Origin of the sequence: Flavihumibacter solisilvae (assembly GCF_000814475.1) — a bacterium.
In the GTDB taxonomy this organism is placed as follows: Bacteria; Bacteroidota; Bacteroidia; order Chitinophagales; family Chitinophagaceae; genus Flavihumibacter; species Flavihumibacter solisilvae.
Genome location: NZ_JSVC01000005.1, coordinates 150,236 through 167,484, shown reverse-complemented (window position 1 = coordinate 167,484; position 17,249 = coordinate 150,236). Strand labels below are relative to the sequence as shown.

16 protein-coding genes and 1 tRNA gene are annotated in these 17,249 nt (G+C 47.2%); 6 read left to right on the top strand and 11 right to left on the bottom strand.

Translation table 11 applies throughout. From position 1 onward, the window contains the following. Nucleotides 1–74 precede the first annotated feature (74 nt). Genes tyrS through OI18_RS05070 form a run of 3 tightly spaced genes read left to right on the top strand, consistent with a single transcriptional unit; the run spans nt 75 to nt 3,637 of the window. Nucleotides 75–1,358 carry a tyrosine--tRNA ligase gene (tyrS, locus tag OI18_RS05080; RefSeq protein ID WP_039137747.1) on the top strand — a complete coding sequence of 428 codons (1,284 nt, stop codon included), beginning with the start codon at nt 75–77 and terminating at the stop codon, nt 1,356–1,358. A gap of 42 nt (nt 1,359–1,400) precedes the next feature. Further along, on the top strand, nt 1,401–2,588 hold the full coding sequence (locus OI18_RS05075; RefSeq protein WP_039137745.1) for a parallel beta-helix domain-containing protein: 1,188 nt from the start codon (nt 1,401–1,403) through the stop codon (nt 2,586–2,588). A gap of 5 nt (nt 2,589–2,593) precedes the next feature. After that, complete coding sequence (locus OI18_RS05070) at nt 2,594–3,637, top strand: SO2930 family diheme c-type cytochrome (protein WP_039137920.1); 1,044 nt, start codon at nt 2,594–2,596, stop codon at nt 3,635–3,637. A gap of 9 nt (nt 3,638–3,646) precedes the next feature. Here the strand turns inward: OI18_RS05070 and OI18_RS05065 are convergent, their stop codons facing one another. Beyond that, a complete protein-coding gene (locus OI18_RS05065; protein ID WP_039137743.1) occupies nt 3,647–4,951 on the bottom strand; it encodes an aminotransferase class V-fold PLP-dependent enzyme in 1,305 nt (434 codons plus the stop codon). Nucleotides 4,952–5,052: 101 nt separating this feature from the next. Here OI18_RS05065 and OI18_RS05060 point away from each other — a divergent pair. Continuing rightward, nucleotides 5,053–5,123, top strand: a tRNA-Gln gene (locus OI18_RS05060). 68 nt (nt 5,124–5,191) lie between these two features. Here the strand turns inward: OI18_RS05060 and OI18_RS05055 are convergent. From OI18_RS05055 to OI18_RS05015, 9 genes are all read right to left on the bottom strand, one after another. Continuing rightward, nucleotides 5,192–6,511, bottom strand: a complete 1,320-nt coding sequence (locus tag OI18_RS05055; protein ID WP_082037858.1) for a serine hydrolase — start codon at nt 6,509–6,511, stop codon at nt 5,192–5,194. A 35-nt stretch (nt 6,512–6,546) separates the two neighbouring features. Further along, nucleotides 6,547–7,173 carry a hypothetical protein gene (locus tag OI18_RS05050; protein ID WP_205409983.1) on the bottom strand — a complete coding sequence of 209 codons (627 nt, stop codon included), beginning with the start codon at nt 7,171–7,173 and terminating at the stop codon, nt 6,547–6,549. Nucleotides 7,174–7,269: 96 nt separating this feature from the next. Then, complete coding sequence (gene rfbD, locus OI18_RS05045; RefSeq protein WP_039137739.1) at nt 7,270–8,154, bottom strand: dTDP-4-dehydrorhamnose reductase; 885 nt, start codon at nt 8,152–8,154, stop codon at nt 7,270–7,272. 2 nt (nt 8,155–8,156) lie between these two features. Further along, the gene (rfbC, locus tag OI18_RS05040; protein WP_039137737.1) at nt 8,157–8,711 is read right to left on the bottom strand and encodes a dTDP-4-dehydrorhamnose 3,5-epimerase; all 555 of its coding nucleotides are present in this window, start codon (nt 8,709–8,711) and stop codon (nt 8,157–8,159) included. A gap of 2 nt (nt 8,712–8,713) precedes the next feature. Beyond that, nucleotides 8,714–9,778, bottom strand: coding sequence for a dTDP-glucose 4,6-dehydratase (rfbB, locus tag OI18_RS05035; protein ID WP_039137735.1), 1,065 nt, complete (start codon nt 9,776–9,778; stop codon nt 8,714–8,716). Beyond that, on the bottom strand, nt 9,779–11,065 hold the full coding sequence (locus tag OI18_RS05030; protein ID WP_205409982.1) for a nucleotide sugar dehydrogenase: 1,287 nt from the start codon (nt 11,063–11,065) through the stop codon (nt 9,779–9,781). Next, complete coding sequence (locus tag OI18_RS05025; protein WP_039137734.1) at nt 11,062–12,048, bottom strand: UDP-glucuronic acid decarboxylase family protein; 987 nt, start codon at nt 12,046–12,048, stop codon at nt 11,062–11,064. The genes OI18_RS05030 and OI18_RS05025 overlap by 4 nt, the downstream gene beginning before the upstream one ends. Next, nucleotides 12,048–13,379 carry a UDP-glucose dehydrogenase family protein gene (locus OI18_RS05020; protein ID WP_039137733.1) on the bottom strand — a complete coding sequence of 444 codons (1,332 nt, stop codon included), beginning with the start codon at nt 13,377–13,379 and terminating at the stop codon, nt 12,048–12,050. The genes OI18_RS05025 and OI18_RS05020 overlap by 1 nt, the downstream gene beginning before the upstream one ends. A 21-nt stretch (nt 13,380–13,400) precedes the next feature. Next, a complete protein-coding gene (locus OI18_RS05015; protein ID WP_039137732.1) occupies nt 13,401–14,531 on the bottom strand; it encodes a DegT/DnrJ/EryC1/StrS family aminotransferase in 1,131 nt (376 codons plus the stop codon). Between the two features lie 101 nt (nt 14,532–14,632). Here OI18_RS05015 and OI18_RS05010 point away from each other — a divergent pair, with 101 nt between their 5' ends. After that, nucleotides 14,633–15,901 (top strand): 3-deoxy-D-manno-octulosonic acid transferase, encoded by a 1,269-nt coding sequence (locus OI18_RS05010; protein WP_039137730.1) that lies wholly within the window; start codon nt 14,633–14,635, stop codon nt 15,899–15,901. Here OI18_RS05010 and OI18_RS05005 read toward each other — a convergent pair. Then, nucleotides 15,868–16,572, bottom strand: coding sequence for a hypothetical protein (locus tag OI18_RS05005; protein ID WP_152616733.1), 705 nt, complete (start codon nt 16,570–16,572; stop codon nt 15,868–15,870). The two genes, OI18_RS05010 and OI18_RS05005, sit on opposite strands and share 34 nt — an antisense overlap. 99 nt (nt 16,573–16,671) lie before the next feature. Between OI18_RS05005 and OI18_RS05000 the strand changes: the two genes are divergently transcribed. Continuing rightward, the gene (locus OI18_RS05000; RefSeq protein WP_039137728.1) at nt 16,672–17,241 is read left to right on the top strand and encodes a thymidine kinase; all 570 of its coding nucleotides are present in this window, start codon (nt 16,672–16,674) and stop codon (nt 17,239–17,241) included. Nucleotides 17,242–17,249 lie beyond the last annotated feature (8 nt).

Genomic DNA, 17,249 nt, shown 5'->3' with positions numbered 1-17,249 from the left:
CCCGTCGAGAGCTAATATTGCCCTTCGGGCGAGAGGTTTATTACGTTAGTTTTGCTGCAAATTGCAGTGTTTTTATGAATTTAATCGAAGAATTACGATGGAGAGGCATGTTGCAGGATATTATGCCCGGTACAGAGGAGCAGCTGACCAAAGAAATGACATCTGCCTATATCGGGTTTGATCCGACGGCAGACAGTCTGCACATAGGAAGCCTCGTACCCATTTTACTCCTCGTTCACCTGCAAAAGGCAGGTCATAAACCCTTTGCACTGATTGGCGGGGCTACAGGAATGGTGGGTGATCCATCCTTTAAGGCAGAAGAAAGGAAAATGCTTGATGAAGCAACACTTCAGCATAACCTCGCGGGGATCCGAAAACAACTCGAAAAATTTCTTGATTTCGAACCGGGAAAGGCTAATGCAGCCGAGATCGTCAACAACTATGACTGGTTCCGTGAATTTAGTTTCCTCGACTTCATCAGGGAAGTCGGCAAACATATTACAGTAAATTATATGATGGCGAAAGACTCTGTTCGCAAGCGTATTGAAGGCGACAGTGGTATCAGTTTCACCGAATTTACCTACCAGCTCATCCAGGGATATGATTTCTACTGGTTGTACAAGAATAAGAATTGCAAACTCCAGATGGGTGGCAGTGACCAGTGGGGAAATATTACCACGGGTACAGAACTTGTCCGCCGGATGGGTGGCGGGGAAGCATTTGCGTTCACCTGTCCCCTGCTGACAAAATCTGACGGCGGAAAATTCGGGAAAACTGAACGCGGGAATATCTGGCTCGATCCTCAAAAGACTTCCCCTTACCAGTTCTACCAGTTCTGGCTGAATGCTTCGGATGATGATGCAGAAAAATGGATCCGCATCTTCACGTTCCTGGGAAAAGAAGAAACAGATTCTCTCACCACTGAACACAAGCAGGCGCCGCACTTAAGGCTGATCCAGAAAAAACTGGCCGAAGAAATAACAACACTCGTTCATGGACGTGAGGAATACGACTTCGCTGTAAAGGCGTCCGAAATCCTTTTCGGAAACGCAACTACCGAAGTGTTGCTGAGCCTGAACGAAGAGCAGCTGTTGCAGGTAATGGAAGGCGTTCCTACCCACGAGTATGCCCGCACAGCATTCGAAGCCGGAGCTGACATTGTAGGCTTCCTTGCTGAATCCGGGATCTTCCCCAGTAAGGGAGAAGCCCGAAAAATGGTTCAGAGTGGAGGAATTAGCATCAACAAAAGCAAAGTGGAAGGTGTAGAGGCAAAACTCAGCACTACCAATCTCCTGAACAACCGTTACCTGCTGGTGCAGAAAGGCAAAAAAAATTATTACCTAGTTAAAGCAGTATGATAGCTGGAAGGCGTTTCGTAAATTGGTATAAGAACCTTTAATATGAAACGACTGCTTTCCACCATCTGTGTGCTGGCACTTGCTTTCAATGCCTCAGCACAAAAGGACATCCAAAGGTCCCTTCAGACTAAATTCATCGACGCGGAACACAATTCCGTGATTGAATTGCCTGAAGGGACTTTTCAGCTTACAGCCTCACTGTCGCTTGACGGGAAAAAAGGAATTGTGATCCGGGGAAAGGGAATGGACAGGACAATCCTGAATTTCGCCAGCCAGGTAACCGGTGCAGAAGGGATCAAGATCACCAATGGTGCAGATATTACTATTGAGGGCCTGACGGTGCAGGACACAAAAGGAGATGGTATTAAAACACAGCTGGTGGACGGTATCACATTCCGGAATGTAAAAGCGGAATGGACCCGTGGGGCGAATGAAAAGAATGGTGGATATGGACTATACCCGGTACAATGCAGCCGGGTTATTATCGACAGTTGCGCTGCACGGGGAGCAAGTGATGCAGGCATTTATGTCGGGCAATCAAAAAACATCATCGTAAAGAATTCTAAGGCAACTGAAAATGTTGCGGGGATAGAAATCGAAAACTCGATGTATGCGGAAGTGTTTGATAACGAGGTTACCAACAACACAGGTGGAATTCTGATCTTCGACCTGCCTGACCTGGTCGTAAAAAAAGGCGGGTATACCAAAGTTTACCGCAACCATGTTCACCACAACAATCACGTAAATTTCGCACCAAAAGGAAACATCGTGGGTAAAGTGCCTCAGGGCACCGGCATCATAGTGCTGGCAACAAACAACGTTGACATCTTTCAGAACCGGATCATCAATAATATAACGACGGGAACGGCAATCGTAAGTTATTACATAACGGAAAAGCCAATCGCCGACAGCACATACTATCCATATCCCGGGAATATTTACATCTATGACAATGTATATGAAAGGGAGCGTAAGCGTGCAACAATGAAAGGCCGGATGGGAAAAATGTACCGCTTTAAGCTGAAGTTCGGGAAGGATGTACCGCATATAATATTCGATGGTATCATTGATGAAAAACAGGCCGCAGCAAACCGGATCTGTATCCGGAATAACAAGGATGCCAGCTTCGCCAATATTGACGCAGCAAACAAATTCAAAAATATTTCCCGCGATATGAAGCCTTACGATTGTGGTAAAGATGTGGCGGACAGGAAAGTCGCAGGTGAATGATCAGCATGAAAACAATATCAACAATATTTGCGCTTGTCATTTTTGTCATCCTCGGGGTTGCATTCACAGCAAAACAGCCCTCAGTATCCGGCAAAAAGGAAAAGCTGTCGGAATATGGATTCTTTACCGGAAACCTGGCAGAACTCAATCCTGCCGAAGATGTGGTTCCTTATCAGCTTAACAGTTCCCTGTTCAGTAATTACGCGGAGAAAGCACGGTTCATAAAGTTGCCGGCCGGACTAACGGCTCAGTATAACCGCGACAGTGTTTTCGGGATGCCTGTCGGTACTATCCTGATCAAGAATTTCTATTACCCGGCCGATTTCCGCAATCCTTCAAAGGGGAGAAAGATCCTGGAGACAAGATTGCTTGTGCATGAACAGGATGGGTGGAACGCGTTGCCTTATATCTGGAACGATGAACAAACAGAAGCGTTTTACGATGTTGCAGGCGATGTCAGGAAAATAAGCTATATAGATGCAGGAGGTAAAAAGGTAAGCACCAGTTATGCAATCCCGAATAAGAACCAGTGCAGGGGATGTCATTCCAACCGCGACCAACTCATTCCGATTGGCATTGCGGCACGTCACCTGAATAGGGAATATACCTTTGCGGATGGAACAAAGAACCAACTGGAATACTGGCAGCAAAAGGGAATGCTGACCGGATTGCCATCATCAGGACTTCCTGCGAACAGCAAATGGGATGAAGCGGGCTCCGGTTCAGTGGAAAGCCGGGCAAGGGCCTACCTGGATATCAATTGCGGGCATTGTCACCAACCGAATGGTGCGGCAAACACATCAGGATTGATGCTTGACATGCACACCAGCAATCCTACTGCACTCGGAATCATGAAAACGCCGGTTGCTGCGGGTCGCGGTTCCGGAAATCTTGACTATGATATTTACCCTGGGCATCCCGATAAAAGCATCCTTGTATTCCGGATGAATACCACAGATCCCGGGATTGCAATGCCCGAGATCGGCCGTGAGCAGATACATAAAGAGGGGGTTGAATTGGTGAGGCAGTGGATCAAAGGTATGAAGTAGGTGAATCCTTTAATATGGTTTCGCCGTAACAAATTTCGTGATTGCTTCTACGAGAAGATCAAGCTGGGCTTTTGTAGTATACACATGCGGGGTAACGCGAACGCCCCTGATATTTTCCCACTCGATAGAGACCGCATGGATCTTATACTGGTTGAATAGATACTGGTCCAGTTCTGCAGGTTTCCGGTCCTTAACATTCACTAACCCGATGGCACAACCGAATCCGGTCTTCGATGATGTGCCAAGCTCTATGCCAGGCAGTTCACGCACTTTATCCATCCAGTAGTTCTTCAGGTAGTGGAGCCGTTGTTCTTTCCTTGCTCCGCCGATCATCTGGTGAAACTCAATAGCCTTGCCAATGGCTTGTTCAATAAAAAACGGTCTCGTTCCCAGGTTCTCGAATTTCCTGATATCAGCACTGACCGGATCACCAGCTGCAAAAAGCGGGAAGATCCTTGCGATCTTTTCTTTCTTAATATACAGCATACCGCTTCCGATACATGCGCTAAGCCACTTGTGCAGACTTGTACCAAAATAATCCGCTCCAAGCGAAGGGATAGTAAATTCGAAATGTGCGAAGCTATGTGCACCGTCGACAAGCACTTCAATCTGTTTTGCATGTGCAGCATCAGCAATTTTCCTTACCGGCAGGATCTGTCCGTTCCAGTTGATGATATGGGTCAGGTGCACCACTTTCGTTTTGGCGGTGAACAACTTTGTGTACTGCGAAACGAGATAGTCTGTGTCTTCGGATGGCAGCTGCAGGTCTGCCCATACCAGTTTGATACCATCACGCAGGGCGCGTTGTTTCCATGCGTTGATCATATTGGGATAATCCTGTTTACTGAGAACAACTTCATCGCCTGGTTTAAGCGGTAATCCGAAAATTACCGTTTCGAGAGCTTCCGATGCATTACGTTGAATGGCGATCTCTTCGGTATCGCATCCGGCAAGTGCAGCCAGGTTCCTGCGCAATGGCTCGCGACCCTGGTCAAGGATGCGCCACATATAGTAACTGGGACCTTCATTACTGAGGTCGTGGTATTTTTTCATGGCTTCCTGTACGACCCGGGGAGATGGACTCACCCCGCCGTTATTCAGGTTGATCAAAGAAGGAGAAACTGTATATGCCTGCTGCACGGCGGTCCAGAAGTCCTCCTCCCCTGCCAGAGCAGCCGCATCTGCATGCTCGAACCGTTGTAGCTGTTGTTGCAATTGCCTGCTCCAGGCGGGCATGGTAATATTCGTAAGAACGGCGCCCAGGCCAAGTTTGCCCATTCCTGAAAGGAAATTCCGTCTCCCGGTGTTGTTCATGCAGCTAATTTTGAATTAAATATAGGGAATCAACAATTTTCCATTTTTATTTGGCAGAAAAGGATGCGGCCATTATTTTTGCACTCCCATTTGGGACGGATTGCCCGATAGTATAATGGTAGTACGACAGATTTTGGTTCTGTTTGTCTAGGTTCGAATCCTGGTCGGGCAACAAAAAAGGAAAAACAATAATACGTTTTTCCTTTTTTATTTCTCTCAACCTGTTAAATACCAGTGAATTCAATCCTGCTTCCTGGAAAGTTTCATTCCACCCTGCATATCTACAAAAAGATGACTGACTTTTCCTGACTCTTCAAGGAACTCAACTGTAGTCTGAGGTCCGCGTAGGAAAAATTTATGGTCGCTTTCGGGGATCAGTTCAATCTTCATGTTATCGCCTTTTGCGAGCGCAAAAAGTTTGTTGTTTTCCAGCGTTACAGTAACATTGAAATGTTCATTCAATTCATAAGTACCGGCAAAGCGACGCAGGATATCATCTGGCAGGGCGATGGCTACTTTCTGACGGGGCAGTTCATATGGTTCATTGAATACTATTGCTCTCAGGTCACCTGACAATCTGCGTCCATCTGTATCACCATAATTTGAAAGCAGGATAATGGTGATACCCTCTTCTGGATAGCTGATAAAATTAGCGACATAACCTTCGATGGCACCTGAATGGCTAACCTCCTTATGACCGTTGTGATCATTGATGATCCAGCCCAGTCCATAGTTGCCTTGCACGGGTTTTGTTGCCAGGTCGTAAGTAGCAACGGAATAGATCTTTCCCGAGCCGGCAAGCTGCGACCATTTGAAGAGGTCTGAAAGGGTTGAATACATTGCTCCTGCCCCTGACGCAGTTTCGACGGGTTTACCGGTAACAGCTTCCCAGTCGCCGGACGCGGGATTAGTCTGGTATCCAATAGCCTGGCGCAAATCATTTCGATCGTTCCGGTCGAGCCCTGAATGCTCCATGCCGGCAACTGTAAACACTTCGTTTGCCAACAGTTTTTCAAAAGGCCTGCCCGATATTTTTTGTGCGATGTATGACAGTAATATATAGTTGAAATTGTTGTATTCGAAAGTAGTACCGGGCATATTTGCAGGCGTATCAAACTGGTATAATTTTACCTGTTCTTCAAGCGTCGGTAACGCCTTGCCTGTGCCCCTTCCCCGGATACCGGAAGTATGGCTCAGCAAGTGAATAATTTTGATGGAATCGCTTCCGGGAAAAGCCGGGATAAATTTACTCAGCGGATCCTGCAGGGACAGTTTTTTTGCTTCCACAAGTTTTAAAACAACTGCAGAAGTAAACATCTTGGTCAGCGATCCAACGCGGAAAGTAGTTTCGAGCGTATTTGCAGTGTTGTGCCGGCGGTCTGCATATCCATATGACTGCTGAAAGATAATTTGCCCCTGTTTCGCGATCAGCACATTTCCACTGAACTTGCTTTGTGCAGTATATGCCTTCAGCAATTCTGCTGCTTTGCCTGGAATGTCCTGCGCTCCGGCATTCATTATCACCAACGATAACACGAGGATAAGGTATAGTCTCTTCATTTTTTACAGATGAGACTACAGTTGCGGGAAATCGGTTACACGGGTACTGCAGGTACTTCTTTCGTAACAGCATAAACCCACTCGCTGTAGAGCTTTGCTTCCTCAGAGCAGGCAATTTCACAAAGTTCCTTCCACCTGTCCGAAAGTTTCTGTAGCTGCGCTTCCATAGAAGCGAGGTGTTGCTGCTCTTCCGTGATAATGTTATGCACGCTGATTGAGCTTTTGTTGCGGCGAAGTACATCCTGGTAGATGGGATATAATTCGTCGGCCCTCACTTCAATAGCGTAGGTCACCAGCAGGTAAGCGGCATATTTCAGGTCATGATTGCGAAATCCGAAAGTTTCCCTGAGGTAGCGGCTGATGGTAATGTCCAGGCGGTGAAGATATCTTGAACTCACAATTGGAGCCATCAGATAAGGTGATTCGTAGGTAGGACACAATCCCGAACCTATCTTCTTTAACTGCTTTTTGAGGTACCAGGCATGTCGCGCTTCTTCTGCAGCGTGTTTAAGAATTTCCTCCGGTACAAATACAGGATGTTCGCACTGCTTGATCTTTTTTGCGCCTGCATTCTCAAGCATGGAGAGCGTGTTCAGCCAGCGGGAATGAAGTGCCGGATCTGCGACTATCTTTTCGAGGGATGATGCGATATTCAAAGTCAAAATTGAAAATTAAAAATTCAAAATCCACAACCTGCTACCAGGTGTGGGCAAAGATAGTTGATTGCAGGAACCAAAGTGGTCCCGGCTTGCCGGCTACTACGCCAGGTAGCGCTGCAGTTGAAGGAGGCAGGATTGCAGGCTGTATTTCCAGGGTATGGTATTAATGCCGAAGACTAAGCGGATCTTCTCCTTATTGAATACGCTGTATGCGGGTCGTTGGGCAGGCGTAGGATAAGCAGATGTAGGTATCGGATTTACGGTACACTTACTGCCGCTGAATTCCTTTATAGCGGACGCAAACTCATACCAGGTTGTAGCACCATCGTTTGAGTAGTGATAAATACCACCGAATGAACCTGGGTTTCCGGACTGTTCGGCGAAACTGATGATATCCAGAATGACTTTGGCGAGATCGGCAGCGAAGGTTGGGGTGCCTTCCTGGTCATTCACTACATTGATCTCCGTGCGTTCAGCCATAAGGCGTAACATGGTCTTCACAAAATTGTGGCCATAGGAAGAATATACCCAGGAAGTCCTGATGATAATAGACGACGGGTTATACAACTGTGCCAGTTCCTCACCTTTTCTTTTCGATAGGCCATACACACCCAATGGATTTACCGGATCGTCTTCTTTTAATGGCCGTAAGGCTGTTCCGTCGAAAACATAATCGGAAGAAATATGGATCAGCACTGCACCAACTGTTTCCGCTTCCTGCGCCAGTAAGCCAACCGCGGTACCATTCACCAACATGGCGCGCGCAGGCTCTGATTCGGCCTTGTCAACTGCCGTGTAAGCTGCGCAATTAATACAGTAAGCTGGCTGGTGTAAAGCAAAGGCTTCACGAACCTTTTCTTCCTGGTCGATCGGCAAGGTCTTGCTGTCGGTGAAGATGAAACGGAAATCAGGATAAAGGGCGGCGATCTGTTGCAGTTCGGCACCCAACTGGCCATTGGCACCTGTAACCAGGATCTTTTTCATGTTCAGAAATTGAAGGGCTGTTCGGTATCGGCAAACCTGGAATATATCCGGTCTTTATCAGACAGGATCATTTGGTGTTCGGGGACTTTCCAATCGATCGCGAGTGCAGGATCATTGAACAACACACCACCTTCGCTCTCCTTGTTATAAAATGCATCACACTTATACATTACCTCGGCAGTTTCGCTGAGTACGGAATAACCATGTGCAAATCCTTTAGGTACCAGCAGTTGTTTCTTATTGGAAGCGGACAACTCAATGGAGAACACTTTACCGAATGTAGGTGAACCCTTCCTGCAATCCACTACTACGTCCAGGATAGTGCCTTCCAGCGTCCTGATGAGCTTTGTCTGCGCATAAGGCTCCCGCTGGTAATGCAGACCGCGTACAACACCGTAAACGGATCTCGCCTGGTTGTCCTGCACGAACTGGTAGTCCAGTCCATGTGCCCTGAACCAGGCATCGTTATAAGATTCAAAAAAATATCCACGGTCATCGCCGAAGACTTTGGGTTCAAAAACCACCAATCCGGGGAAGCCGGTTTCAGTAAATGCCATCGTTATCTGCTGTGATATTGCTCTTCGTAATAATTTTTGTAGTCGCCGCTGGTCACATGGTCGATCCATTCTGTATTTGACAGGTACCAGTCAACAGTCTTTTCCAATCCTTCTTCGAACTGCAGCGAAGGCTGCCATCCGAGTTCGCGGTTGATCTTCGTGGCGTCGATAGCATAACGGAGATCATGTCCCGGGCGGTCAGTAACATAGGTGATCAGTTTCGCCGAAGCGCCTGGTTCACGGCCGAGTTTCTTGTCCATGATGGAACAAAGCAGGTGCACCAGGTCTATGTTTTTCCATTCGTTGAACCCGCCGACATTATACTTTTCACCTGTTACGCCTTTGTGATAGATCACATCGATCGCGCGTGCGTGGTCTTCCACATAGAGCCAGTCACGAACATTCTCTCCCTTTCCGTAAACCGGCAGCGGCCTACTGTTGCGGATATTATTGATCATCAGCGGAATCAATTTTTCCGGGAAGTGGTGCGAACCATAATTGTTTGAACAGTTGCTCATCACAACGGGCAGATGGTATGTATGGAAATAAGCCATTACGAAATGGTCGGAAGACGCTTTGGATGCAGAGTACGGGGACCTTGGATCATAAGCTGTTTCTTCAGTAAAGAACCCTTCCTCTCCCAGCGATCCATAAACTTCATCAGTAGAAACATGGTAGAATCGCTTTCCTTCATAGTTCCCCGCCCAGTGTTTTTTCGCCACATTCAGCAGGTTAGCTGTACCTAACACATTGGTCCGTACGAATTGTAACGGATCCAGGATGCTTCTGTCGACATGGCTTTCCGCTGCAAGGTGAATAACACCGTCGAAATTAAATTCCGCAAACAGGTTGTTGAGCGCAGATTCGTCGGTGATATCTGCCCTTACGAAAAGATAGTTATCAGCCTGCTCAATGTCCTTCAGGTTTTCAAGGTTACCTGCGTAGGTAAGGGCGTCAAGATTTACTATCCTGTATCCGGGATACTTGTTGACAAACAACCTTACTACATGCGAACCGATAAAGCCCGCACCGCCGGTTACAAGGATGGATTTAGAAAATGTTTTCATTTAAAGACTCCAGTATAATCTTGATTTAATTTTATTCTTATAAATGCCCTTAAGGTCAACGACAACGCCATTCTCCTTTGTTATAGAACCGAAATAAGCATCGTCATGCTGGCGGTATTCGTCATGTGGAACGGTGATAATTACCGCATCATAGTCTTTTCCGCCGTGGCGTGTAAGATTGAGGCCATATTCCTCTTTCACCTCTGCATGTTCAGCATACGGATCTTCTACGTCAACATGAATATTGAATGCCAGTAACTCCTGAACCGTGTCAACGATCTTTGAATTCCGGATATCGCTTACATTTTCTTTAAAAGTTACGCCTTTCACCAATACCCTTGGGTTATCAGAATTGCGCAGCACATACTTGATGATCTTACGGGCCAGGTATTTAGCCATATCATCATTGATATACCGGCTTGCTGCAATTACCCTTGACTGGTAGCCAAGTGACGCAGCTTTATGCGTCAGGTAATAAGGATCCACACCGATGCAGTGACCACCTACCAGTCCAGGTTGAAACTTCAGGAAGTTCCACTTTGTGCCGGCCGCTTCGATCACATCATAGGTATTGATTCCCATACGGTCGAAGATGAGCGATAATTCGTTCATCAAAGCAATGTTCATGTCACGCTGCGTATTTTCAACGATCTTGCTCGCCTCCGCAACTTTGATGGAAGGAGCACGATGCACACCTGCATCCACCACCAGTTCATATGTCTGCGCGATCTCCTCAAGTGCTTCCTCGTCGCTGCCCGAAGCTACTTTTACTACTGTGCGAAGGGTATTCTTTTTATCACCCGGGTTGATCCTTTCGGGAGAATATCCCAGTTTGAAATCAGTTCCCAGCTTGAGCCCGGACACCTTTTCCAGGATTGGCAGGCAATCTTCTTCGGTACAGCCGGGATAAGTAGTGGATTCATACACTACATAATCACCGGTCTTCAATACTTTTCCTACTGTTGTTGATGCACCTACCAATGGTTTCAGGTCAGGTACATTGTATTTATCAACCGGCGTAGGAACGGCAACAATGAAGAATTTTGCCGTCCTCAGCACATCAAGATCATCGGTAAAAATGATATCTCTTCCGTTGAACTCTTCAGGAGCAACTTCTTTACTCGGGTCGATGCCATTGCGCATCATTTCCACCCTGCGTCCATTGATATCAAATCCAATGACTGACAATTTCCTGCCAAATTCAAGGGCAAGAGGCAAGCCCACATAACCCAGACCTATAACCGCAATTTTTTCTTTCTTATCCAGCAGCTCCTGATAAATTTTCATTGGTGTAAACTTTTAAATTCTTTTGGTTGTTTAAAAAGTTCTTCGTGCGGAAGGGATTTAAAGTATTCATAGGTTATGCGGACTCCTTCAGACCGGCTGACTTTCGGCTCCCAGTTAAGTAAGGCCCTGGCTTTCGAAATATCCGGTTTCCGTTGCTTGGGATCATCGAGCGGCAACGGCTTATAAATGACCTTCTGGGATGTACCTGTAAGTTTAATAATTTCTTCTGCAAAATCACGCAGGGAAATTTCATCGGGGTTTCCAACATTTACCGGCTGGCTGTAATCACTCATCAACAAGCGGTAGATGCCCTCTATCAGGTCGTCGACATAACAGAAGGAACGGGTCTGTGAACCGTCACCGAATACGGTCAGGTCTTCTCCCCTTAGTGCCTGCCCGATAAATGCGGGTAATGCACGGCCGTCGTTCAGTCGCATCCGCGGACCGTAAGTATTGAAAATCCGGACAATCCTTGTTTCCACTTTGTGGAAAGTGTGATAGGCCATGGTGATTGATTCCATAAACCGCTTAGCCTCGTCGTAAACACCACGCGGGCCCACAGGATTTACGTTTCCCCAATAGTCTTCCGTCTGCGGGTGAATAAGCGGGTCTCCATATACTTCCGAAGTGGAAGCCACCAGGATCCGGGCATTTTTTGCTTTTGCCAGTCCCAGGCAATTGTGTGTTCCCAATGCTCCGACCTTAAGTGTCTGGATCGGGATCTTGAGATAATCGATTGGGCTTGCCGGAGAAGCGAAATGAAGAATATAATCGAGTTCGCCGGGCACATGGATGAACTTGCTCACATCGTGGTGATAGAATTCAAACTGTTCCAGGCTGAAAAGGTGTTCAATATTGCGAAGATCGCCGGTGATCAGGTTATCCATAGCGATCACATGAAATCCTTCAGCAATGAACCTGTCACATAAATGGGATCCAAGGAAACCTGCGGCTCCTGTAATCAAAACTCGTTTCCTGCTCATTAGTTCTTATGGTTTGAATTCGGAGATATGGACCTGCGGCCGACGCTTTCATAATGAAATCCGAGTTCTGAGATCGCACTTACATCGAACAGGTTCCTGCCGTCAAAAATGGTTTTATTTTTCATGCTGGTAACGATTTTGAGGAAGTCCGGGGTACGGAACTCATTCCATTCCGTTGCGATGATCAGCGCATCTGCGCCTTTCAATGCCTCATACTGGTTTTCAGCAAAATGGATCTGGTCGCCAAGCAATTGCTGCACGTTCTTCATTGCTTCCGGATCGAAAGCACTTACCGTGGCACCCGCTGCCAGCAATTCTTCAATAATATATAAAGCGGGAGCTTCGCGAATATCATCTGTGTTTGGTTTGAATGCGAGTCCCCACAATGCAAAATGCTTGCCTTTCAGGTCGTCATTGAAGTATTTTTTGATCTTGGGGATCAGGTGCAGTTTTTGTTTTTCGTTGACTTCCATTACTGCATTGAGGATGCGGAATTGGTAATCCGCTTCACATGATGATTTTACCAATGCCTGTACATCCTTGGGAAAACAGCTGCCACCATACCCGATTCCAGGAAAAAGGAAACGCTTGCCAATACGATCATCGCTGCCAATGCCGAGACGGACCATATCCACATCGGCACCAACGCGCTCACACAACTGGGCTATTTCGTTCATGAATGAGATCTTAGTTGCCAGGAAAGAGTTTGCTGCGTATTTGGTAAGTTCAGCACTACGCTCATCCATGTAGATAACGGGGTTGCCTGAACGAACAAACGGAGCATAAAGGTCGCCCATCACTTTCCTTCCGCGTTCGGAAGTAGTTCCGATTACAACACGGTCTGGCTTCATGAAGTCGTCCACGGCTACACCTTCCCGCAAGAATTCGGGGTTGGATACCACATCAAACTCGCCGGAATAGTTTTTACGTACTGCTGCCTTTACCTTCTCAGCTGTTCCTACCGGAACAGTGCTTTTATCTACCAGTACTTTATAGTCTTTCAGCAGTTTGCCGATTTCTTCTGAAACCCCGAGAATATATTTAAGGTCTGCTGAACCATCTTCGCCGGGAGGCGTAGGAAGTGCGAGAAAAACAATTTTTGCATCACGGATACCATCTTCGAGGCTGGTAGTAAACTGCAACCTGTTTTCTTTCAGGTTCCGCAGGAAAAGTTTTTCCAGGCCTGGTTCATAAATGGTTATTTCACCGTTTGACAGCCTTTCAACTTTTTTACTGTCGATATCCACGCAGGTGACTTCGTTTCCTGTTTCAGCAAAGCAGGTTCCTGTCACCAATCCGACATAACCTGTGCCAACTACTGCAATTTTCATTTAGATAAGCTCTTGGTTGATTTATTTATTGACGTACGATAAGACTTTTGAACTGATGTATTCCAGTTGCTCCTGGTCCAGCTCAGTATGCATGGGCAGGGAGATAACCCTTTCGGTTAACCAGTCCGTTACAGGCAAATTACATGCCGCCGAACCGAAGCTCGCAAACATTTGCTGCCTGTGCGCGGGAACCGGGTAGTAAATCATCGACGGTATTTGGTTGTCTGAAAGGAACTGGTTCAACCCGTCACGGTCAACGCCTTCCAGCTGCAACGTATATTGATGGAATACGTGTTTGCTTTCAGCAGAGCGGAAAGGGACAGTGATTTTTAGATTGCCGGCGAAGGCATTGTCGTAAAAATCAGCTGCCGACCGGCGTGCATCAATATATTTATCCAGCAGGGGCAGCTTCACATTCAGGATAGCGGCCTGGATAGAATCCAGCCTGCTGTTACAGCCTACGAGGTCGTGGTAATATCTTTTGCTCTGGCCATGATTGGCGATCATGCGCATTTTCGAAGCAAGAGCATCATCGTTTGTGTTGATAGCACCGCCATCTCCATAGCAACCCAGGTTTTTGGAAGGGAAAAACGAAGTACAGCCGATGGTTCCGATAGAGCCGGTCTTTTTCGTCTGGCCATTACTGAAACGATAGTCGCTGCCTATGGCCTGTGCGTTATCTTCAATAACAGGAATGTTGTGTTTTTCCGCAATCTTCATGATTGCTTCCATATTTGCCGACTGGCCGTACAGGTGTACCGGAACTATTGCTTTAGTGCGGGGGGTAATTGCTTTTTCGATCGCTACAGGGTCGATATTAAATGTCTTTGGATCAGCGTCCACAAATACCGGTGTCAGTTTCAGCAATGCTATTACTTCGGTTGTGGCAATATAGGTATAGGATGGCGTGATTACTTCATCACCCGGCTGCAGGTCTAAAGCCATCATAGCGATCTGCAGGGCATCGGTACCGTTAGCACAGGGGATCACATGTTTAACCCCCAGGTAATCCGCAAGAGAATTACCGAAATCAACAACTGCCTTTCCATTAATAAAGGCCACCGTATCTATCACTTCATGAATCGCCGCATCAATATCCTGTTTGATATGCAGGTATTGTTGTTTCAGATCAACCATATGAATTGGCCGCATAAGTCTGTCCCCCTCTTTTTTTAAATGCGCACAAAAATAGCAAAATATAGGTAGGGTGAAAGTTTGAATTTAGTTTTGCAGCACATTAACCATTTGATTACGTGAGTCTTTTATTATATAACATATTTCTAATACTATACCGGCTCGGGATTGGCATTGCAGCAAACTTTAATGAGAAGGCAAGACTCTGGCTCAGGGGACGGAAAGACTGGAAAGACAGGCTAACGGCGGCATTAGGCGAAAAAAAGGCTCCGGTTGTTTGGATGCACTGCGCTTCTCTGGGGGAATTTGAGCAGGGAAGGCCGGTACTGGAATATATCCGTAAAACAAAGCCCGGGTATACGCTGGTGGTTACTTTCTTCTCCCCTTCCGGCTATGAGGTCCGCAAAAATTACACCGGGGCGGATCATATCTGTTACCTGCCCCTGGACGGATACAGGGTTGCCAAAGACTTCATCGGCATCGTTCAGCCAGACCTGGTGATTTGGGTGCGGTACGAGTTCTGGTATCATTTTCTACACCAGCTCATGAAAAAAGAGGTGCCGGTGTTGCTGGTTTCGGGGTTGTTCCGCTCGTCGCAGCCCTTTTTCCGTTGGTATGGTAAGTTGCACAGGCATATGTTAAGCTGCTTCCGTCACATCTTTGTCCAGGATGAAGATTCAAAGGATTTGCTGAATTCAGTGGGATTCAGCCGGGTGAGTGTAAGCGGCGACACCCGTTACGACAGGGTTTCTGCGATCGCTGAAAACTTTCAGCCCCTGCCTTTGATCGAAGCTTTTGTGAACGGGAGCAAAACGGTGGTTGCCGGCAGTACCTGGCCGGAGGATGAAGAGGAGCTGGACCATTTTGCCAATTCGGAGCCACAGGTCAGGTTTATTATTGCGCCTCATGAAATTGGCGAGACACACCTGAAAGAAATGGAGAAGCTCTTTAATAATACGGTGCGATACGGGGAGTGGGAAAAGCGATGGAAGGAATTACAGGCAACTGCCAATCCGCCCAACGTCCTGATCATCGACAATATAGGGATGTTGAGCAGGTTATACCATTATGCGACCGTGGCTTATGTCGGGGGTGGGTTTGGGGAGGACGGGCTTCATAATATCCTGGAGGCAGCTGTATATGGGGTACCGGTGATCCATGGACCGGTGTATGACAGGTTCCCCGAAGCGATAGCCATGCTAGATGCAGGCGCGTCATTTGCCGTAAACAATGCTTTGGAGCTGGAATCCACGCTAAGGCGGATGCTGGAGGAAAATGCAGCTTATCACGAGGCCTCCGCGGCAGCAGAAACTTTCGTCCGCACCAGGAAAGGCGCTACAAACACCATTATAAATTACTTGGAAGAGAATCGCCTTCTTACCAATTGACAGAAGTGCCTGACAACTTCTTTGGAATCGTCCCAGCCGAGTTTCAGTTTTAATTCCCGTTGGATCCAGAATTCGGCTTCCTGCAGAATATTGAAGGAATTGATGGTTTTGATACTCCTTTCATACATCACTTCGTCACCCCTGAAGAGCTCATTGACGAATACAAAGCGGTCATTTACACCGATTGCTTTTTTCAGGTCGCGGACCGGTTCGCGGGTCAGGACTTCCGCCACTTCAACAGACTGCTGCCTGAGCCTGTCATTAAGGGAAGCACCATTCTGCTGGCTCATCACTTCGTTAAGTTCGCGGATCTCCTTCTGGTGGGCCAGGGTCGGAATTTCCTGCATCAGGTTATGCAACCAGTCGGTCTGGGCCGGAGCCTGTACCGGGAGTGGTTCGGGGACCGGATGTGCCTGGCTGGTTTCCATCGGGACGGCCTCCTCAGTTTTTTGCGGCTGCGAATAAGACGGAACTGTGCTTTCTGCCTGCCGGCGGGAGTTGGCGGGCATTACTACCGCAACTTTGCCGGAACCGGAACGGGAAGCCTCAGGTTTTGAAGCACCCTGCAATTCAGCCTGTAACAGCTGTACAGTTACCAGTAGTGAGTGGGTATCGGCCTGCTGATCCAGTTGTTCCTGCAACTTATTTATCAGCGCTCTTACTCTTTCCATTTGATATGGTACTTTTGGGTCAGTATTGGATTTCATAAAGTTATAACAAATATGTCTGAAGTTCGAGGTAGCTCAAACCTTTAACTTTTTTCCCTGAATATGTTTATTGAACCAAATCTTAGTGGCGTACGGCGGGGTTGGATCGAAGTGATCTGCGGATCGATGTTCTCAGGTAAGACCGAAGAACTCATCCGTCGTTTAAAAAGAGCGAGGATAGCAAATCTGAAGGTGGAAATATTCAAACCCTCCATAGATGTACGTTATGATCCACTAAATATTGTGTCACACGACGAAAAAGCTATCCCATCCACTCCTATTGATAACTCCCAGACCATCCTGCTGCTTGCCAGTGATGTCGATGTCGTCGGGATCGACGAGGCCCAGTTCTTTGATGACCAGCTCCCCGAAGTGTGCGATCAGCTCGCCAGAAGGGGGACCAGGGTGATCGTTGCGGGCCTGGACATGGACTTCCTTGGCAAGCCGTTCGGGCAGATTCCCTACCTGCTGGCCAAAGCTGATTACATCACCAAGTTGCATGCCATTTGTGTAAAATGTGGAAATATAGCGAGTTATAGTTACCGAAAAGTTCCGGGAGCAAACCAGGTATTACTTGGCGAACAGGAATCATATGAGCCACGGTGCAGGGTTTGCTTCCATGAAAAAGACTAAAATCCATT